Here is a 17,457-nt window from a genome sequence, read left to right on the forward strand (position 1 = left end):
CCCCGTAGACGAAAGGGTGACCATGCCTGTTGCCGGCATCGGAGACATCATCGACGCCGCCCCGGCGGGCGTCGGCGCGTTCAACGTCATCCAACTGGAGCACGCCGAGGCGATCGTCGCCGGCGCGGAGGCCGCGGGCATGCCGGTCGTGCTGCAGATCAGCGAGAACTGCGTCCGCTTCCACGGATCCCTGGCCCCGATCGCGGCCGCGTCGCTCGCCGTGGCCCGCGCGGCGGCGGTCCCCGTCGCGGTGCACCTCGACCACGCCACCGACCGGGCGCTGGTGGAGGAGGCCCTGGAGCTGGGCCTGGGGTCGGTGATGTTCGACGCCTCGGCGCTGCCCGACGAGGAGAACGTGGCCGCCACCGCCGAGGTCGCCGCGCTGTGCCACGAACGCGGCGTCTGGGTGGAGGCGGAGCTCGGCGAGGTCGGCGGCAAGGACGGGGTGCACGCGCCGGGTGTCAGGACCAGGCCGCACGAGGCGGTGGACTACGTCGCCAGGACCGGCGTCGACGCGCTGGCCGTGGCGGTGGGCAGCTCCCACGCCATGACCACCAAGGACGCCGTCCTCGACCTGGAACTGATCGCGAGGCTGCGCGCCGCCGTACCGGTGCCGCTGGTGCTCCACGGCTCCTCGGGTGTGCCCGACGAGACCCTGCGCGCCGCCGTACGGCAGGGCATGAAGAAGATCAACATCGCCACGCACCTCAACGTGGCCTTCACCCGCGCGGTCCGCGAGCACCTGGCGGCCGACGAGAAGGTCGTGGACCCCCGCAAGTACCTGGGGTCGGGCCGTACGGCCGTCGCCGCCGAGGTCGCCCGGCTCCTGGGCGTCCTGGCGGGCTGAGCCCCGAGATCACCGGACTCCCGGCCGCCGGAAGAGTGGGCACCGGGGGTCACGGTCGTTCCGGCCGCCGGAAGAGCGGGCACCGGGGGTCACGGTCGTCCCGACCGCCGGAAGGCCGTCGCGGCCTCCGGAGGCCGGACGCCGGAGCCGGGTCCTCCGCTCGCCGAAGGCCGCCCCGGGTTCCGCACGCCCGCCGGGCCGGTCAGGGCCAGTCCCAGCGGACGCCGACCGCACCGGGCCCGAACGGCCCGGTCACCAGGTGGACCGCGTGGTGGGCGTTGAGGGTCAGTGCGCTCTCCGCGCTCTCCGCGCTCTCCGTGTCCTCCCGCCCGCCCGGCTCCCACCCGGTGGGCCCGTGGTCGTCCGGCCCGCGGTCGTCCGTTCCATGCTCGTCCGGCCCGTGGTCACCTGGATCGCGGTCGCCCGGACCGGGGGCGTGACGGGCGAAGCGGCGGACGCGGGACGGGAGCGCGGCCGGGGAGAAGGCGACCCGCAGGACGTACTGGTCGGCGGGGAACCGGAAGGCCCGCTCGTACTCGGTGGTCTCCACGCCGCTCGGGTCGGCGAGCTCGTAGCGGATCACCTGGGTCTCACCGGCCTCCAGCGCCCGGCCGAACAGCAGTTCGGCCACCACCAGCGCGGTCGCCCCGTCGCGCCGGATCCGGCCGACCCGGCAGTCCTCCAGCGCCCTGATCCGCACGCGTTCCACGTCGCATCCCAGGTCGCCCCGGTAGACCATGATGAACCGGTCGGGGTCGTCCCGGCGGGCCCGCACCACCTGGAGCGTCTCGCGCCGCGTGGCGCTGCGGTCGGTCCCGATCTGCAGGGTCTCGTACATCGCGGTGACGTGCAGGCGGCGGTCGTCGGCCACCCCGTCCAGGTCGTGGAGCAGCGCCGACAGGGTGTGCGCCGACCCGGCGAGCGGGGCGGCGGGCTCCCCGTCGCCCGCCGGGGACCGTGCGCCCTGCCCGCGCCCCCGGGGACGCGGCGGGCCGAGAAGCCCCATCAGGGACCGCGGCGGCAGGGCGAGGATCTCCTCCAACGCGCGTACGGCGCGCAGCGACTCGGGCCGCTCCGGGCGGCGCAGGCCCTGCTGCCAGTAGCTCAGGCTCGTCATCCCGACCCGCAGCCCGCGTTCCTCCAGGTGCCGGCGGAGCCGCTCCAGGGTCAGGCCCCGCGCCTCCACCGCGGCGCGCAGCGCGGCGTGGAACGGCCCCTCGTTGAGGGCGAGGCGGAGCTGCGGATCATCCGGCACAGGGGAATGTTCACAGATTTTCCGTCATACGTCATTTTCGCGCCTGTCGCTCACATTTGTCCGACGTCGCGCGTCACACGACCGTCGCACACCGTACAGACCGTCGCGCGTCATAGACCGTCGCACACCGTACACACGGCCATCGCGCGCCATACGACCATCGCGCGTCACACGGCCATCGCGCGCCATACGACCTTCGCGCACCGTACAGACCGTCACGCGCCATACCGCCGTCACGCGCCGCGCGACCGCATCCCGGCGCCACGGACGTACCCCGGCGCCACGGCCGCGACCGGAAGGCCGCGGGCCGACCGGCGGAAGATCACGGCCGTGGCCGGCGGAAGGCCACGGCCGTGATCGGCGAAGGCGCCGGGGCGGGACGTCAGCTGCCCTGCGGGGCGACGACGACCTCGACGCGCTGGAACTCCTTCAGGTCGGAGTATCCGGCGGTGGCCATCGTGCGCTTGAGCGCGCCCATGAGGTTCATCGAGCCGTCGGCGACCGAGGAGGGGCCGTGCAGGATCTGCTCCAGCGTCCCGACCGTGTCGAACCTCACCCGCTTGCCGCGGGGCAGCTCGGGGTGCTGGGCCTCGGAGCCCCAGTGGAAGCCGCGGCCGGGGGCCTCGGCGGCCCGGGCCAGCGGCGAGCCGACCATGACCGCGTCCGAACCGCAGGCGATGGCCTTGGCGATGTCACCGGAGGTGCCCATGCCGCCGTCGGCGATCACGTGGACGTAACGGCCGCCGGACTCGTCCATGTAGTCGCGGCGGGCCGCGGCCACGTCGGAGATCGCGGTGGCCATCGGGACCGCCACGCCCAGCACGGTGCGGGTGGTGTGCGAGGCGCCGCCGCCGAAGCCGACCAGCACGCCGGCCGCGCCGGTCCGCATCAGGTGCAGCGCGGCGGTGTAGGTGGCGCAGCCGCCGACGATCACCGGAACGTCGAGCTCGTAGATGAACTGCTTGAGGTTCAGCGGCTCGGCCCGCCCCGAGACGTGCTCGGCGGAGACCGTGGTGCCGCGGATCACGAAGATGTCCACGCCCGCGTCGATGACGGCCTTGTGGTACTGGACCGTGCGCTGCGGGGACAGCCGGACGGCCGTGGTCACCCCGGCCTCGCGGATCTCCGCGATGCGGCGGCCGATCAGCTCCTCCTTGATCGGCGCGCTGTAGATCTCCTGGAGCCGCCGGGTGCCGGCCTCACCCTGCAGCTCGGCCACCTCGGCCAGCAGGGACGCGGGGTCGTCGTAGCGGGTCCACAGCCCTTCGAGGTCGAGTACGGCGAGGCCGCCGAGCCGGCCGACCTCGATCGCGGTCGCGGGCGAGACGACGCTGTCCATCGGGCTCACCACGACGGGCAGCTCGAACCGGTAGGCGTCGATCTGCCAGGCGATCGAGACCTCCTCCGGATCGCGGGTACGCCGGGACGGGACGATGCCGATCTCGTCCAGCGCGTAGGCACGACGGCCGTTCTTGCCGCGCCCGATCTCCACCTGAGTCATATGCCTGTCTTTCCCATTTCGTGCGGGTGCAGCGCACGCGATCGGGCGCGAGCCGTACCTGCCGTCTCGGCCCGCCCGCTCGGCGTGCCTGGTACGAGTCGGTCGTTTCCGTCGTCCGCCCCGGGCATCCGCGGCCGGCCCCCTACCGGCGGTGGTAGTTGGGGGCCTCGACCGTCATCTGGATGTCGTGGGGGTGGCTCTCCTTGAGGCCCGCCGCGGTGATCGGCATGAGCTCGCACCTGGCGTGCATCTCCGAGATCGTGCGGCACCCGGAGTACCACATGCCCTGGCGCAGGCCGCCGACGAGCTGGTGGGCGACCGCGGCGACCGGGCCGCGGTAGGGGACCTGGCCCTCGATGCCCTCGGGGATGAACCTGTCCTCGCCGCCGACGTCGGCCTGGGCGTAGCGGTCCTTGCTGAAGGAGGCGCCGCCGCGCTCGCGGTTGCGGACCGCGCCGAGCGAACCCATACCGCGGTAGGACTTGAACTGCTTGCCGTTGATGAAGATCAGCTCGCCCGGCGACTCCTCGCAGCCCGCCAGGAGGGAGCCGAGCATGACCGCGTCGGCGCCGGCCGCGATGGCCTTGACGATGTCGCCGGAGTACTGCAGGCCGCCGTCGCCGATCACAGGCACCCCGGCGGGACCGGCGGCCAGGGACGCCTCGTGGATGGCCGTCACCTGCGGGGCGCCGACACCGGCGACCACGCGGGTGGTGCAGATGGAGCCCGGCCCGACGCCGACCTTGACCGCGTCGGCGCCGGCGTCGACCAGCATCTGGGCGCCGGCGCGGGTGGCGATGTTGCCGCCGATCACCTCGACGCCGCTGTTGGCCTTGATCTTGGCGATCATGTCGGCGAGCCCTTTGGAGTGACCGTGCGCGACGTCGACGATGATCACGTCCGCCCCGGCCTCGATGAGGGCGGAGGCCCGCTTCTCGGCGTCGTTCCCGACGCCGATGGCCGCCCCCACGACGAGCCGTCCGTCGGCGTCCTTGGTGGCGAGGGGGTACTGCTCGCTCTTGGTGAAGTCCTTGACGGTGATGAGCCCGCGGAGCCGCCCGGTGGGGTCGACCAGCGGCAGCTTCTCGATCTTGTTCTTCCTGAGCAGGTCGAACGCGTCGTCCCTGGAGACCCCGACCGGCGCGGTGACCAGCGGCATGGGGGTCATGACCTCGCGCACCGGGCGGCTGTGGTCGGTCTCGAAGCGCATGTCGCGGTTGGTGACGATGCCGACGAGGACGCCGTCGGCGTCGGTCACCGGGACGCCGGAGATGCGGTAGGTGCCGCACAGGCGCTCGACGTCGGCGAGGGAGTCGTCCGGCGAGCAGGTGACGGGGTTGGTCACCATCCCGGCCTCGGAGCGCTTGACGAGGTCGACCTGCTGGGCCTGGTCCTCGATGGAGAGGTTGCGGTGCAGGATGCCGATGCCGCCCTGGCGGGCCATCGCGACCGCCATCCGGGCCTCGGTGACCGTGTCCATCGCCGCGGAGATCAGCGGGATGCTCAGCGTGATCCCACGTGACAGACGGGTGCGGGTGTCGGCCTCACCCGGCTGCAGGTCCGAGAAGGCGGGCACGAGCAACACGTCGTCGAACGTGAGTCCCGGTTCGGTGAACTTGGCCATCTGCAACCCTTCTGCCTCGGCGCTCTCATGGCTGGGGAAAGGCGCCGGCCCCCGTATGCAAGTTTAGGGTCTGGCTCCCAAGCAGGGGACGCCGGGCGCGAAACCCCGGGACACCGGGCGCGCGACCCCGGACGCGGGCCCCGGGCGCGGGTCCGGTTCGGCGGCCGTACGGTCGTCCCGCGCGGCGGGCCGTACGGTTCGCCGCGGGTGCCGGGCGCGGGCCCCGGCGGGTCCGGTTCGACGGCCGTACGGTTCGCCGCGGATGTCACGTCCCGGACGGCTCGGACAGTTCGGGGCCTGCCCATCGCATCGAGGTCATAAGGTGGGATAGTGCTCGACGATGTCCCACGCGACCCGTTCGCGGACGACCCCGACGACCCGGCGGCGACCCTGGGAGAGCCAGGCGACGCCGAACCGCTGACCTCAGCCGAACGCGACGAGGCCATGACCGACCTGGCCGACGTGGAGGTCTTCCGCTCCCTGCTCGAACCGCACGGCGTGCTCGGGCTGGTCCTCGACTGCCCGGAGTGCGGCGAACAGCACTACTTCGGCTGGGAGCTGCTGCGCGGCAACCTGCGCCAGATGATCGAGAAAGGCTGGCCGCAGGTGCACGAGCCCGCCTACCAGCCCGACCCGAGCGACTACGTCACCTGGGAGTACGCCAGGGGCTACGTCGACGGTGTGATCGACACCGAGGAACGCCGCTGATCGACGTCGTCGACCAGCGCCGCGAGCAGGGCGATCGCCGGATCCGCGGTGGGGACGGGCTCCCTGCGGGAGAGGGCCTCCAGCAGGGCGTCGGTCCCGGCCACGGCCGCGCCGTCGCACGCCCCGCCGTCGTCCGGCCCGCGCTCGCGCGCCGGACGGAGCGGGTGGACGGTGGTCATGCCCGCGCTCGCTCGGGGTGCTCGCCGGCCCGGCCGGACCCGCGCCGGGGACGGCGCGACCCTCGCCGGGCGCCGCTCGACGGGTTCGGGGTCAAGCCGTCGACTCCAGCTCCGCCATCGCCCTCAGCCGGGCCAGCGCCCGATGCTGGGCGACGCGAACCGCTCCTGGTGACATGCCCAGTACATTACCCGTCTCCTCGGCGGACAGGCCCGACACCACCCGCAGGATGAGCAGCTCCCGCTGGTTGTCGGGGAGCCTGGACAGCAGCCTGCGCGCGTGCTCGGCCTCGATGTAGCGCACCACGGTCTCCTCCGGGCCGGGGCCGTCGTCGGGCCCGTCCGGGAGGTCCTGCGTGGGCACGGCCGAGCGCACGGAGCTGCGCAGGGCGTCGGCCACCTTGTGGGAGGCGATGCCGAAGACGAAGGACGCGAAAGGGCGCCCCATGTCGCGGTAGCGGGGCAGCGCGGACAGCACCGCGATGCACACCTCCTGGGCCACGTCGTCCGCGATGTGATACTGACCGGAAACCCGGCCCAGACGAGCACGGCAATAACGGACGACCATTGGCCGCAACTGTGCGATCAGACTTTCGATCGCGGTTCGATCACCTTGAACTGCGAGGCTCGTCAGATCCTTGAGGTCATCCCCGTGGGCGCTCCCTTCAGATCTCGTCGCAAGCCTTACCCCTCTTTTGGCGTCGGCGACGCATCCCTCGGTCACGTTACGCATGATGCCCGTATCGCTCGGGCCTGTCCCCATGACCAACGGCTACGGATTGGTCACATTGACACGCCGATAACGGGGTGTAATCGCGCGACGACAGTAAGGGTCACGTGATGAAAATATATTTCATAGACCGGTCTAATATGTCAGTGATTTCCCATAAGGGGGTTTCTCTTACCGGCTCTCCGCCGTGACGCTTTGGGGCCCCTTTCGGGCCATCCGAAAACACGTACGGCCCGCGCCCCGAACGGGACGCGGGCCGTACCGGCCGATCGCGCGGATCAGTGGCCGTGACCGTGACCGTGGCCGTGACCACCGGCGGCGGCCGGAGCCTCCTCCTCGGGCTTGTCCACCACGAGGGCCTCGGTCGTCAGCAGCATGCCGGCGATGGAGGCGGCGTTCTGGACGGCCGAACGGGTGACCTTGACCGGGTCGATGACACCCTGAGCGATCAGGTCGCCGTACTCGCCGCTCGCGGCGTTCAGGCCGTGGCCGACCGGGAGCTCGGAGACCTTGGACGTCACGACGTAGCCCTCCAGACCGGCGTTCTCGGCGATCCAGCGGGCCGGCTCGACGAGCGCCCGGCGGACCACGCCCACACCGGTCGCCTCGTCGCCGCTCAGGCCCAGGTCGTCAAGGGCCTTGGAGACGTGGACGAGCGCGGAGCCGCCACCGGAGACGATGCCCTCCTCGATCGCGGCGCGCGTCGCGGAGATGGCGTCCTCCAGGCGGTGCTTCTTCTCCTTGAGCTCCACCTCGGTGGCCGCGCCGACCCGGAGCACGCAGACGCCGCCGGCGAGCTTGGCCAGGCGCTCCTGCAGCTTCTCGCGGTCCCAGTCGGAGTCCGACTGCTCGATGGCGACCTTGATCTCGCGGACGCGGTCCTCGATCGCCTGCGCGTCGCCGGCGCCGTCCACGACGGTGGTGGCGTCCTTGGTGACCACGACGCGGCGGGCGGTGCCGAGCACCTCCAGGCCGACGTGCTCCAGCTTGAGACCGATCTCCTCGCTGACGACCTGGCCGCCGGTGAGGATGGCGATGTCCTGGAGCATGGCCTTGCGGCGGTCACCGAAGCCCGGGGCCTTGACGGCGACGGAGGTGAAGGTGCCGCGGATCTTGTTGGTCACCAGGACCGCCAGGGCCTCGCCCTCGACGTCCTCGGCGATGACCAGCAGCGCCTTCTTGGTCTGCGCGACCTTCTCCAGCAGCGGCAGGAAGTCCGCGACGGAGGAGATCTTGCCCTGGGTGATCAGGATGTAGGGGTCCTCCAGGACCGCCTCCATGCGCTCCTGGTCGGTCACCATGTAGGGCGACAGGTAGCCCTTGTCGAACTGGAGACCCTCGGTGAACTCCAGCTCCAGGCCCATGGTGTTGGACTCTTCGACGGTGATGACGCCGTCCTTGCCCACCTTGTCGAACGCCTCGGCGATCAGGTCGCCGATCTTGGCGTCCTGCGCGGAGATCGTCGCCACGTGGGCGATCTCCTTCTTGTCGGCGACCGGACGGGCGGTCTCGACCAGCCTGTCGCTGACGGCCTTGGCCGCGAGGTCGATGCCCCGCTTGAGGCCCAGCGGCTGGGCGCCGGCGGCGACGTTGCGCAGACCCTCGCGGACCATCGCCTGGGCGAGGACGGTCGCGGTGGTCGTGCCGTCACCGGCGATGTCGTTGGTCTTCGTCGCGACTTCCTTGGCGAGCTGCGCGCCGAGGTTCTCGTACGGCTTCTCCAGCTCCACCTCGCGGGCGATGGTGACGCCGTCGTTGGTGATGGTCGGAGCGCCGAACTTCTTGTCGATGACGACGTTGCGGCCGCGGGGGCCGAGGGTCACCTTGACGGCGTCGGCGAGGGCGTTGACACCGCGCTCCAGCGAGCGGCGGGCGTCCTCCTCGAACGACAGGATCTTGGGCATGACAGTCCTCTCTGGGGGCACGTGGGAGCATCGAAGCCCCGGGCGCTCTCGCGACCCGGGGCTCGATGCGTCATCTCGGAAACGTCGGAAGCGATGAACTACTTCTCGACGATGGCGAGCACGTCACGGGCGGAGAGCACGAGGTACTCCTCGCCGCCGTACTTCACCTCGGTGCCGCCGTACTTGCTGTAGAGGACGACGTCGCCCTCCTTGACGTCGAGCGGGATGCGCTTGTCGCCGTCCTCGTCCCAGTTGCCCGGGCCCACCGCGAGGACCCTGCCCTCCTGGGGCTTCTCCTTGGCGGTGTCAGGAATGACCAGGCCGGAGGCGGTGGTCTGCTCGGCCTCAAGCGGCTGGACCACGATGCGGTCGCCGAGCGGCTTAACGGGAACCTTGGTGGCGGTCGTCACGTCGGACCTCCCCTTCAGATTTGAATGATCTAGAAGAGGCGACCAGCGGTCTGCCGTCGCGGGTGTCAGACCAGCCTCGTCGCGCTTGCATTGGCACTCTCACCGGGAGAGTGCCAATACGGAACAGTATGCAAGGAGGCCTTGACAGTCAACACGAACCGCCCGCCGACGCTCCGGGCGCCCTCGACAAGGGGACAGGAGCCCTCACCGGGGGCAACATGAGAGGGAAGCGGGACGACGGACATCGACGGGAAGTAATGCGATGGTCACGAAAAGAAACGGGAATGACGCTACGGTGGACGACGTGACCAGCACTGTCTGCGAGAAGACGGGCACGCGAGGTGACGGCCGCGACCCGCTCGCCAACTGGCCCCGCCCCCCGGCCGGCGGGTGGACCGCCGACGATCTCGACCGCCTGCCCGACGAGGGCCCGAACGGCGAGCCGGACTTCTTCAAGCACGTCGAACTCGTCGATGGAGCCCTCGTCTTCATGTCCCCCCAGAAGCGTTTCCACGAGTCCGTGATCTACGGGCTCCGCACCGCCCTCAACTCGCAGGCGCCCCATCACCTCAAAGCCGTGACGCAGATGGACCTCGTACTCGGTGAGAAGCAGCGCCCGTGCCCGGACGTCGTCGTCATCGACGCCGAGGCGGCGAAGGACCGCTCCCGCACCTCCTACAAGCCCGACGAGGTGCATCTCGTCATCGAGGTGGTCTCCCCCGAATCCAGGTTCCGTGACCGCGAGGTCAAGCCGAAGCTCTACGCCGAGGCCGGCATTCCGCATTTCTGGTTGGTGGAGGACAAGGGCGGTGATCCGGTGATCCACGTCTACCAGTTGGACCCGGTCACCCGCTCCTACATGGTCACCGGCATCCACCACGACCGCCTCAAGACCGGCGAGCCGTTCGACATCGATCTCGTCCTGACCTGCCTGCCCGACTGAGCGGGTCACCGCGCCGCGCCGACGGCCTCCGGCCAGGCGGTAGCGTCGGGCGGTGTGGACCTCGACGCATTCCGGGAACTGCTGACGCCGCGCGGCCAGGAGGCCCTCGCGGCGGCGGCCGAGGCCGCGGGTGACGGCCCGGTGGCCGCGGTGACGCGGCTGCGCAGGACCTACGACGCGGCCCTGACCTCCGCGGCGCTCACCCAGGCGGCGCTCAGGGAGCGCGCGCGGGAGAAGTTCGGTTCCGACGCCGCCGTCATGTACTTCACCCCGCACGGCCTGGAGCAGGCCACCCGCCGAGAGGTGGCCGACCACCGAGCCCGGCGCGTCCCGGCCGGCTCCCGGGTGGCCGACGTCTGCTGCGGGATCGGCGGCGACCTGCTGGCGCTGGCCAGGGCGGGCTGCGTCGTGGAGGCCGTGGACGCCGACCCGCTCACCGCCGCCGTCGCGCGGGCCAACGCCGACGCCCTGGGCCTCGGCGACCGCGTCACGGTCCGCGCGGCCGAGGCCGCCACGGTCGACCCGTCGGCCTTCGACGTGCTGTTCGCCGATCCCGCCCGCCGTACCGCGCGGGGCAGGACGTTCGACCCGATGGCCTACTCTCCGCCGTGGCCGGAGGTCCTCGGCATGGTGGCGAAGGCCCCGGCGGCCTGCCTGAAGGTCGCCCCCGGCATCCCGTACGAGTTCATCCCGGACGGCGCCGAGGCCGAGTGGGTCTCCTGGCGCGGCGACGTCAAGGAGGCCGCGATCTGGTGCGGCGGCCTGGCCGGAGACGCGGGGCGCAGGGCCACGATGCTGCCGTCCGGCGTGACGCTGACGCCGGATCCGGACGCGGAGCCCGCCCCGGTGGGCGCGATAGGCCGCCACCTCTACGAGCCGGACGGCGCGGCCGTACGGGCGCACCTGGTGGCGGAGGTGGCCCGGCAGGTGGGCGGCCGGCTGCTCGACGAGCGCATCGCCTACATCACCGGCGACACCGGGGCGACCACGCCCTGGGCGGCGCGGTACGAGGTGCACGAGATGATGCCGTTCTCGCTCAAGCGGCTGCGGGCGGCGCTGCGCGAGCGCGGGGCGGGCACCGTGACGGTCAAGAAGCGCGGCTCGGCGGTCGACGTGGAGCGTCTGCGCAGGGATCTGCGGCTCTCCGGCGGCGGGTCCGCGACGGTGGTCCTCACCCGCGTCGGGGAGCGGCCGTTCGCCCTCATCTGCAGCCCGGCCTGACCCGCGGAGAAAGGACCGCGCGCCCCGTGGTCCCCGGGGCGCGCTGGGCCGTGCCGTCAGACGTGGACGGTGGTGATCGGAAGCGAGGAGTCGGCCGGGATCTCCAGGGACGACGGGGTGACGCCCGCCGCCACCAGGTCGGAGCCCAGGGTGGCCACCATCGCGCCGTTGTCGGTGCACAGCCCCGGCCGGGGGACGCGCAGCCGCACCCCGGCCGCGTCGCAGCGTTCCTGTGCCAGGGCGCGCAGCCGGGAGTTGGCCGCCACGCCGCCGCCGATCAGCAGGTCCTGGACGCCGTGCTCGCGGCACGCCTGGAGGGCCTTGCGGGTCAGCACGTCGACCACGGCCTCCTGGAACGACGCCGCCACGTCGGGCACGTGGACCGGCTCGCCGGACCTCTCCCTGGCCTCCACCCAGCGGGCCACGGCGGTCTTCAGGCCGGAGAACGAGAAGTCGAGGGTGCCGTCGTCGTACTTGCCCCGGGGGAAGGCGATGGCCGTGCCGGAGCCGTCGCGGGCGGCCCGGTCGATGTAGGGGCCGCCGGGGAAGGGCAGGCCGAGCACCCGCGCCACCTTGTCGAACGCCTCGCCCGCGGCGTCGTCCACCGTGGAGCCGAGCGAGATGACGTCCTTGGCGACGTCGGGCACCAGCAGCAGGGAGGAGTGTCCGCCCGAGACGAGCATGGCGATGCAGGGCTTGGGCAGGGCGCCGTGTTCGAGCTGGTCCACGGCCACGTGGGCGGCCAGGTGGTTCACCCCGTACAGCGGGACGCCGAGGCCCAGCGCGTACGCCTTGGCGGCGGCCACGCCGACCAGCAGCGCGCCGGCCAGCCCCGGCCCGGCGGTCACCGCGATCGCGTCGATGTCGGAGAAGCGCAGGCCCGCCTGCTCCAGCGCCCGCTCGACGGTGGGGGTCATCGCCTCCAGGTGCGCCCGGGAGGCCACCTCTGGCACCACGCCGCCGAAGCGGGCGTGCTCGTCGACGCTGGAGGCGATCGTGTTGGCCAGCAGGGTGTGTCCCCGGACGATGCCGATCCCGGTCTCGTCGCAGGAGGTCTCGATGCCCAGGACCAGGGGTTCGTCACTCATGGATGAGATCCTTCCGCATCGTGATCGCGTCGGTGCCGTCCTGGTAGTAGCGGCGGCGCAGGCCGAGCCGGACGAAGCCGAACCGCTCGTACATCGCCTGCGCGGCGGGGTTGTCGGCGCGCACCTCCAGGAAGACCGACCGCACGCCGCGCCGTCCGGCCTCGGCCAGCAGCTCGGTGAGCAGGGCGCCGCCGACCCCGGTGCGCCGCCGGTCGGCCGTGACGGCGATGGTCTGCACGTCGGCCTGGTCGCCGGCGGCGAAGAGCCCGGCGTAGCCGATGATCCCGTCGCCGGCCTCGGCCACCACGTAGTGGCGGGTGCCGGGCTGTCCGGCGAGCTCGTCGCGGAGCATGCCCTCGCTCCAGGCGTCCGCGGGGAAGGTGTCCCGCTCGATCTTCAGCACGGCGGACAGGTCGTCCTCGGTCATCGTGCGCAGCGTCACGGTCATGTGCCGACCTTCTTGGGCGCAGCGGGCACCTGGGCGTCGGGGCGGCGGAGGTACACCGGGCGGGGCAGGCTCAGCACGGGGTGCGTGCCGCTCTCCACGACCTCGCGGACGTCGGGCTCGCCGAGCTGCTCGGCGGCCAGCGACGCCAGCGCCCCGGCGAAGGGGTACTCGGGCGCGTCCAGCAGCCGGGAGGCGCCGACGACCTCGGCGTACATCCGCGCGCCCGCGCCGACGAGCGGGAGGTCGGCGGGCAGGTCGTGGGGCCGGCTCACCGCGGGGCCGGACAGCCGGGTCCGCATGTCCTCGTAGTGGCCCCAGAACACCTCCTTGCGCCGGGCGTCGGTGGCGACCAGGAACGGCTCGGACAGCCCGCTGCCGTAGGCGACGGCGTCGAGCGTGCACACGCCGTACGCCGGGACGCCGAGCGACGCGCCGAGGGCCTGGGCGGTCATCAGGCCGACCCGCAGGCCGGTGTAGGGGCCGGGTCCGGCGCCCGCGACGACGACGGTGACGTCGGCGAGCGTGGCGCCGGCCTCCCGCAGGACGGTCTCGATCGTGGGCACGAGCAGTTCGCCGTGGCGGCGGGCGTCGACGGTCGTCGACTCGGCGAGGACCCGTTCACCGTCGTGCAGCGCTGCGGTGACGGCGGGGGTCGCGGTATCAAAGGCCAGGACCAGCACGAACAGTTAGCCTAGTCCGTCACGCGGGAGCCGGGACCGCTTCCCGGCGGCCGTCCGGGCCCGGGGCCCGTGGAGAACCCCGTGAGAACCGGGCCGTCCGCGCCTCGGGCCCGTGGAGATCGGGGCCGCCCCATCGGAATCCCGCTCCCCCGTCTCGGGCCCGCGGAGATCGGGGCCGTCCGGGCGCCGGGCCCCGGCCGGCGGCCGTCCCACCGGAATCCCGCTCCCCCCGCCGGTCCCGGCGGCGCGTTCGGGGGCGGAAAAGGATTCTCTCCACCGTAACCAAAAGTCAGACATAAGAGTAAAAGATTCACGAATGGCGTTCTATACCCTAAATTTCAAGATATTGATGATCACGAAAGCCATGAAGGGGTTTCGGCCGGTCACGGGGAGATTTTTTGAGCGACCTCCGCAAGGTACGGGTCCTCGGACCCGTGGACGCAATGGTGGACGGAACGGCCCTGGAGATAACCGGCCGGCGTCAGCGCGTCGTTCTCGCGCTGCTCGCGCTGAACGCCGGCCGGGTCGTCCCGCTCGACCTCATGATCGACGCCGTCTGGGGCGAACGTCCCCCGGCGTCCGCGCGCAACCAGATAGCCATCTGCGTCACCCGGCTGCGCCGCGTCCTGCACGGCCCGGGTGAGCAGCTGGTGGCCGCCGTGCCACCGGGCTACCAGCTCCGCCCCGAGGCCGTCACCGTCGACCTGAACACGGCGGAGGAACTGGTCAGGGCCGGCCGCGCGGCCGCGGAGGAGAACGATCCCGCGACCGCGGCCGAACGGCTTCGGTCGGCCCTGGACCTGTGGCGCGGTGAGACCCTGTCCGGCCTCGACAGCGACATCATGAGCACCGAGGCCACCAGGCTGGAGGAGTGGCGGCTCGGCGTCATCGAGGAATACCTGGATCTGCGGCTGGTCCACGGCCTCGGCGGTGAGGTGATCACCGAACTCACCGACCTGGTCGGCCGCCACCCCTTCCGGGAGAGGCTCCGCGCCACGCTCATGCGGGCGCTGTGCGGGGCCGGCCGCCAGGCCGAGGCCCTCGACGTCTACCGCCAGGGCCGTAAGCTCCTGGCCGACGAGCTGGGGGTCGACCCGGGCCAGGAGCTCCGGCTCACCCACGACGCGATCCTCCGGGGCGAGCTGGCGGTGTCCCCCGCCCCGCGCCCGTCGATCCCCGTCGTCCCGGCGGCCCCGGTGACGGCCGCCCAGCTCCCGTCCAACGTCGCCGGATTCGTCGCCCGCGAGCGCGAACTGGCCGAGATGGACCGGGTCTTCGCCGAGAGCCGCGCCGCGGGCGTGCCCGCCTGCATCGTCGTGACCAGCATGGGCGGCGCGGGCAAGACCGGCCTGGCCGTACGGTGGGCCCACCGGGTGGCCGAGCACTTCCCCGACGGGCAGCTCTTCATCGACCTGCACGGCTACACCGCGCAGACCGAGCCGCTCACCCCGGAGGCGTCCCTCGACCGGTTCCTGCGCACCCTCGGGGTCCCCGGCGAGCGCGTGCCGGCCGGGCTGGAGGACCGCGAGGCGTTGCTGCGCAGCATGCTCGCCAACCGGCGCGTGCTGTTCGTGCTGGACAACGCGCGCACCTCCGCGCAGGTCAGGCCGCTGCTGCCGGGCAGTCCCGGCTGCGCGGTCGTCATCACCACCCGCGACCAGCTCATCGACCTCGTGGTGCGTGAGGGCGCCCACCCGATGCGGCTGCCCACGCTGACCCCCGAGGAGTCCGCCGCCCTGCTCGGCACCATCGTCGGCCCCGAGCGGATCGCCGCCGACCCTTGCTCCACCGCCAGGCTCGCCGAGCTGTGCGACGGGCTGCCGCTCGCCCTGCGCATCGCGGGCGCCCGGCTCCTGGCCCGGCCGCACTGGACCCCGGCCAGCCTGGCCGCCCGGCTCGACGACGAGCAGCGCCGGCTCGCCGAGTTCAGTCACGGCGAGGTGGGGCTGCGGGCCGGCTTCTCGCTCAGCTACCAGGGGCTGAGCGGGCCGGCCGCGGAGCTGTTCCGGCGGCTGGGCCTGCTGCGAATGCCGGACTTCGCCGACTGGGTGACCGCGGCCCTGCTCGGCACCGGTCTCGGCCAGGCCCAGGTCTGCCTGGAGGAGCTGCTCGACGCCCAGCTCGTGCACACCGTGGGCCCGGACGCCTCGGGCCGCCTCCGGCACCGCATGCACGACCTGGTGCGGCTCTACGCCAGGGAACGGGTGCTGGCCGAGGAGCCGGAGGAGTGCCGCAGCGGCGCGCTGGCCCGCGTACTCGGCCGCCTCCTCGCCCTGGCGCACGAGGCCAACCGCCGGGAGCGGGGCGGCGACTTCACGATCATCCGGGGTGCGGGCGCCTACTGGGAGCCGCCGGACGGACTGGACGAGAACCTGCTCGCCATGCCGCTGGACTGGCTGGAGTCCGAACGGCACACGCTGGTGGTCGGCGTGACGCAGGCGGCCGAGTCGGGATTCCCGGAGCTGTGCTGGGAGCTCGCGCTGGCCGGCGTCACGCTGTTCGAGGCCAGGGGCTACCTCGACGACTGGCGCCGGACGCACGAGCAGGCCATCGCCGCCGTACGGCGGAGCGGCGCGCTGCTCGGCGAGGCGGCCATGTCCTACAGTCTGGGCAGCCTGGAGCTGTACTACGGAGTGAAGTCCTCCCGGCTGCTCGACACGGCCCTGGAGCTGTTCGAGAAGGTGGGCGACGCGCACGGCAAGGCCCTGGCACAGCGCTACCTCGGGCTCTCGGAGCACTTCCGCGGTCACCACGCCGAGGCGCTCGCCCGCTACGAGGCCGCGCTGCCCGCGCTCCGGGACGCCGGCGACCGCGCGGCCGAGGCGCACGTCCTCGGCTGCATGGCGCAGATCGCGATCCTGCGCGGGGACTACGAGCTCGCGAGGACCAGGCTGCGGGAGGCCCTCGCCATCTGTGAGCGGGTCGGCTACCGGCGTGGCCAGGCCCAGGCGCTGTGGCGGCTGGGCGAGCTCCACCTGCGCAGCGGTGACGTCCGGCGGGCGGCGGCGGCGTTCGAGGAGGCCCTGGAACTGGTACGGCAGCGCCGCGACGCGCTGGGCGAGGCGTACATCCTGTGCGGGCTCGGTGAGACGCAGATCCTGCAGGGGATGCTCGACCGCGGACGCGAGACCCTCTCCCGGGCCCGCCAGGTGGCGCAGGAGGCGGGACAGGCCGCGGCCCACGCCCGCGCCTGCTTCTCCCTGGCCCAGGCGATGATCGCCGGTGGGGACCCGGAGCGGGCCGTCGCCCTGCTGCGCGAGACCGCCGCCATCGCGGCCGACGACACCGCCCCCATCTGGGAGAAGCGCGCCCTGTCGGCCCTGGCGGATCTCGGCGCGCAGCCGGGCGACCTCGTCCCCTGAGTCATCCCCACATGTCGCCGCCGCTCCAGCCCCCGCTGGGGCCGCCGTGACCGTTGCCGCCGTTGTGGCCGGGACCGGGGCCGTTGCCGGGCTCCTGGCCCTGGTCGCAGGACACCGGGACGCACTCGCCGCCGGCCGGTCCCTGAGCGGCCTCCGCCGCCACCGGGCCGAGGATCAGGCCGCAGATCACCAGAGCCAGCATCGTCTTGGCCTCGCGCTTCATGTCGACTTCCTCATCTCCGTAGCGTCCGCTTGACACCTCCAGACACTAGGGGCCGCCTATTTCCCGCCAATTTCTTCGCGCTGTTCTCCCTGCTCACGGCCACGGAGCCGACCCCTTCCCCGCGCGGCGGACCTCGCGGAGAACGGCCGGGCACGGAACGGCGCGGGGAGGCGGGACGGCCGGGCACAGGACAGCGGGCACGGGCCGGCCGGGCATAGGACGGCCGGGCGCGGAGCGGAAAACAGCGGGCGCGGAGCGGAAAACAGCGGGCGCGGAGCGGAAAACGGCGGGGGCCCGCGTCCCGGATCGTCCGGGACGCGGGCCCCCGCCGGGGCGC

The 17,457-nt window shown here is 72.5% G+C and carries 16 protein-coding genes; 5 read left to right on the forward strand and 11 right to left on the reverse strand.

Translation table 11 applies throughout. From position 1 onward, the window contains the following. Positions 1-22: 22 nt before the first annotated feature. The gene (locus tag HDA43_RS11045) at positions 23-847 is read left to right on the forward strand and encodes a class II fructose-bisphosphate aldolase (RefSeq protein ID WP_179819622.1); all 825 of its coding nucleotides are present in this window, start codon (positions 23-25) and stop codon (positions 845-847) included. A 202-nt stretch (positions 848-1,049) separates the two neighbouring features. Here HDA43_RS11045 and HDA43_RS11050 read toward each other — a convergent pair whose 3' ends face one another. From HDA43_RS11050 to guaB, 3 genes are all read right to left on the reverse strand, one after another. Beyond that, a complete protein-coding gene (locus HDA43_RS11050) occupies positions 1,050-2,102 on the reverse strand; it encodes a hypothetical protein (protein ID WP_179819623.1) in 1,053 nt (350 codons plus the stop codon). Positions 2,103-2,484: 382 nt separating this feature from the next. Beyond that, complete coding sequence (locus HDA43_RS11055) at positions 2,485-3,603, reverse strand: GuaB3 family IMP dehydrogenase-related protein (RefSeq protein WP_179819624.1); 1,119 nt, start codon at positions 3,601-3,603, stop codon at positions 2,485-2,487. A gap of 142 nt (positions 3,604-3,745) precedes the next feature. Then, a complete protein-coding gene (gene guaB, locus HDA43_RS11060; protein WP_179819625.1) occupies positions 3,746-5,227 on the reverse strand; it encodes an IMP dehydrogenase in 1,482 nt (493 codons plus the stop codon). Positions 5,228-5,557: 330 nt separating this feature from the next. Between guaB and HDA43_RS11065 the strand changes: the two genes are divergently transcribed. Continuing rightward, positions 5,558-5,935 carry a DUF5319 family protein gene (locus tag HDA43_RS11065; protein WP_179819626.1) on the forward strand — a complete coding sequence of 126 codons (378 nt, stop codon included), beginning with the start codon at positions 5,558-5,560 and terminating at the stop codon, positions 5,933-5,935. On the opposite strand, the gene HDA43_RS11070 is transcribed toward HDA43_RS11065, so the two are convergent. The 4 genes from HDA43_RS11070 to groES form a co-directional block, all read right to left on the reverse strand. Continuing rightward, positions 5,896-6,114, reverse strand: coding sequence for an anti-sigma-D factor RsdA (locus HDA43_RS11070; RefSeq protein WP_179819627.1), 219 nt, complete (start codon positions 6,112-6,114; stop codon positions 5,896-5,898). The two genes, HDA43_RS11065 and HDA43_RS11070, sit on opposite strands and share 40 nt — an antisense overlap. Before the next feature lie 91 nt (positions 6,115-6,205). Then, positions 6,206-6,844, reverse strand: a complete 639-nt coding sequence (locus tag HDA43_RS11075; protein ID WP_179819628.1) for a sigma-70 family RNA polymerase sigma factor — start codon at positions 6,842-6,844, stop codon at positions 6,206-6,208. Positions 6,845-7,119: 275 nt separating this feature from the next. Continuing rightward, complete coding sequence (gene groL, locus HDA43_RS11080) at positions 7,120-8,745, reverse strand: chaperonin GroEL (protein ID WP_179819629.1); 1,626 nt, start codon at positions 8,743-8,745, stop codon at positions 7,120-7,122. Between the two features lie 98 nt (positions 8,746-8,843). Next, positions 8,844-9,155, reverse strand: a complete 312-nt coding sequence (gene groES, locus HDA43_RS11085) for a co-chaperone GroES (protein WP_179819630.1) — start codon at positions 9,153-9,155, stop codon at positions 8,844-8,846. 304 nt (positions 9,156-9,459) lie between these two features. Between groES and HDA43_RS11090 the strand changes: the two genes are divergently transcribed. Both HDA43_RS11090 and HDA43_RS11095 read left to right on the forward strand, forming a co-directional pair. Next, a complete protein-coding gene (locus HDA43_RS11090; protein WP_312873183.1) occupies positions 9,460-10,098 on the forward strand; it encodes a Uma2 family endonuclease in 639 nt (212 codons plus the stop codon). Between the two features lie 54 nt (positions 10,099-10,152). Then, a complete protein-coding gene (locus tag HDA43_RS11095; protein WP_179819632.1) occupies positions 10,153-11,319 on the forward strand; it encodes a class I SAM-dependent methyltransferase in 1,167 nt (388 codons plus the stop codon). A gap of 56 nt (positions 11,320-11,375) precedes the next feature. On the opposite strand, the gene tsaD is transcribed toward HDA43_RS11095, so the two are convergent. Genes tsaD through tsaB form a run of 3 tightly spaced genes read right to left on the reverse strand, consistent with a single transcriptional unit; the run spans position 11,376 to position 13,535 of the window. Then, positions 11,376-12,407: a tRNA (adenosine(37)-N6)-threonylcarbamoyltransferase complex transferase subunit TsaD gene (gene tsaD, locus HDA43_RS11100; RefSeq protein WP_179819633.1), complete on the reverse strand. Its 1,032-nt coding sequence runs from the start codon at positions 12,405-12,407 to the stop codon at positions 11,376-11,378. Further along, positions 12,400-12,855 (reverse strand): ribosomal protein S18-alanine N-acetyltransferase, encoded by a 456-nt coding sequence (gene rimI / locus HDA43_RS11105; protein WP_179819634.1) that lies wholly within the window; start codon positions 12,853-12,855, stop codon positions 12,400-12,402. Before rimI ends, tsaD begins: the two co-directional genes overlap by 8 nt. Further along, on the reverse strand, positions 12,852-13,535 hold the full coding sequence (gene tsaB, locus HDA43_RS11110) for a tRNA (adenosine(37)-N6)-threonylcarbamoyltransferase complex dimerization subunit type 1 TsaB (RefSeq protein WP_179819635.1): 684 nt from the start codon (positions 13,533-13,535) through the stop codon (positions 12,852-12,854). Before tsaB ends, rimI begins: the two co-directional genes overlap by 4 nt. Before the next feature lie 398 nt (positions 13,536-13,933). On the opposite strand from tsaB, the gene HDA43_RS11115 reads away from it, so the two are divergent. Beyond that, complete coding sequence (locus HDA43_RS11115; protein ID WP_179819636.1) at positions 13,934-16,897, forward strand: AfsR/SARP family transcriptional regulator; 2,964 nt, start codon at positions 13,934-13,936, stop codon at positions 16,895-16,897. A 1-nt stretch (position 16,898) separates the two neighbouring features. On the opposite strand, the gene HDA43_RS11120 is transcribed toward HDA43_RS11115, so the two are convergent. Then, complete coding sequence (locus HDA43_RS11120) at positions 16,899-17,120, reverse strand: hypothetical protein (RefSeq protein WP_179819637.1); 222 nt, start codon at positions 17,118-17,120, stop codon at positions 16,899-16,901. Positions 17,121-17,457: the final 337 nt, after the last annotated feature.

It is taken from the genome of Streptosporangium sandarakinum, from assembly GCF_013409935.1.
Lineage (GTDB): Bacteria > Actinomycetota > Actinomycetes > Streptosporangiales > Streptosporangiaceae > Streptosporangium > Streptosporangium nondiastaticum.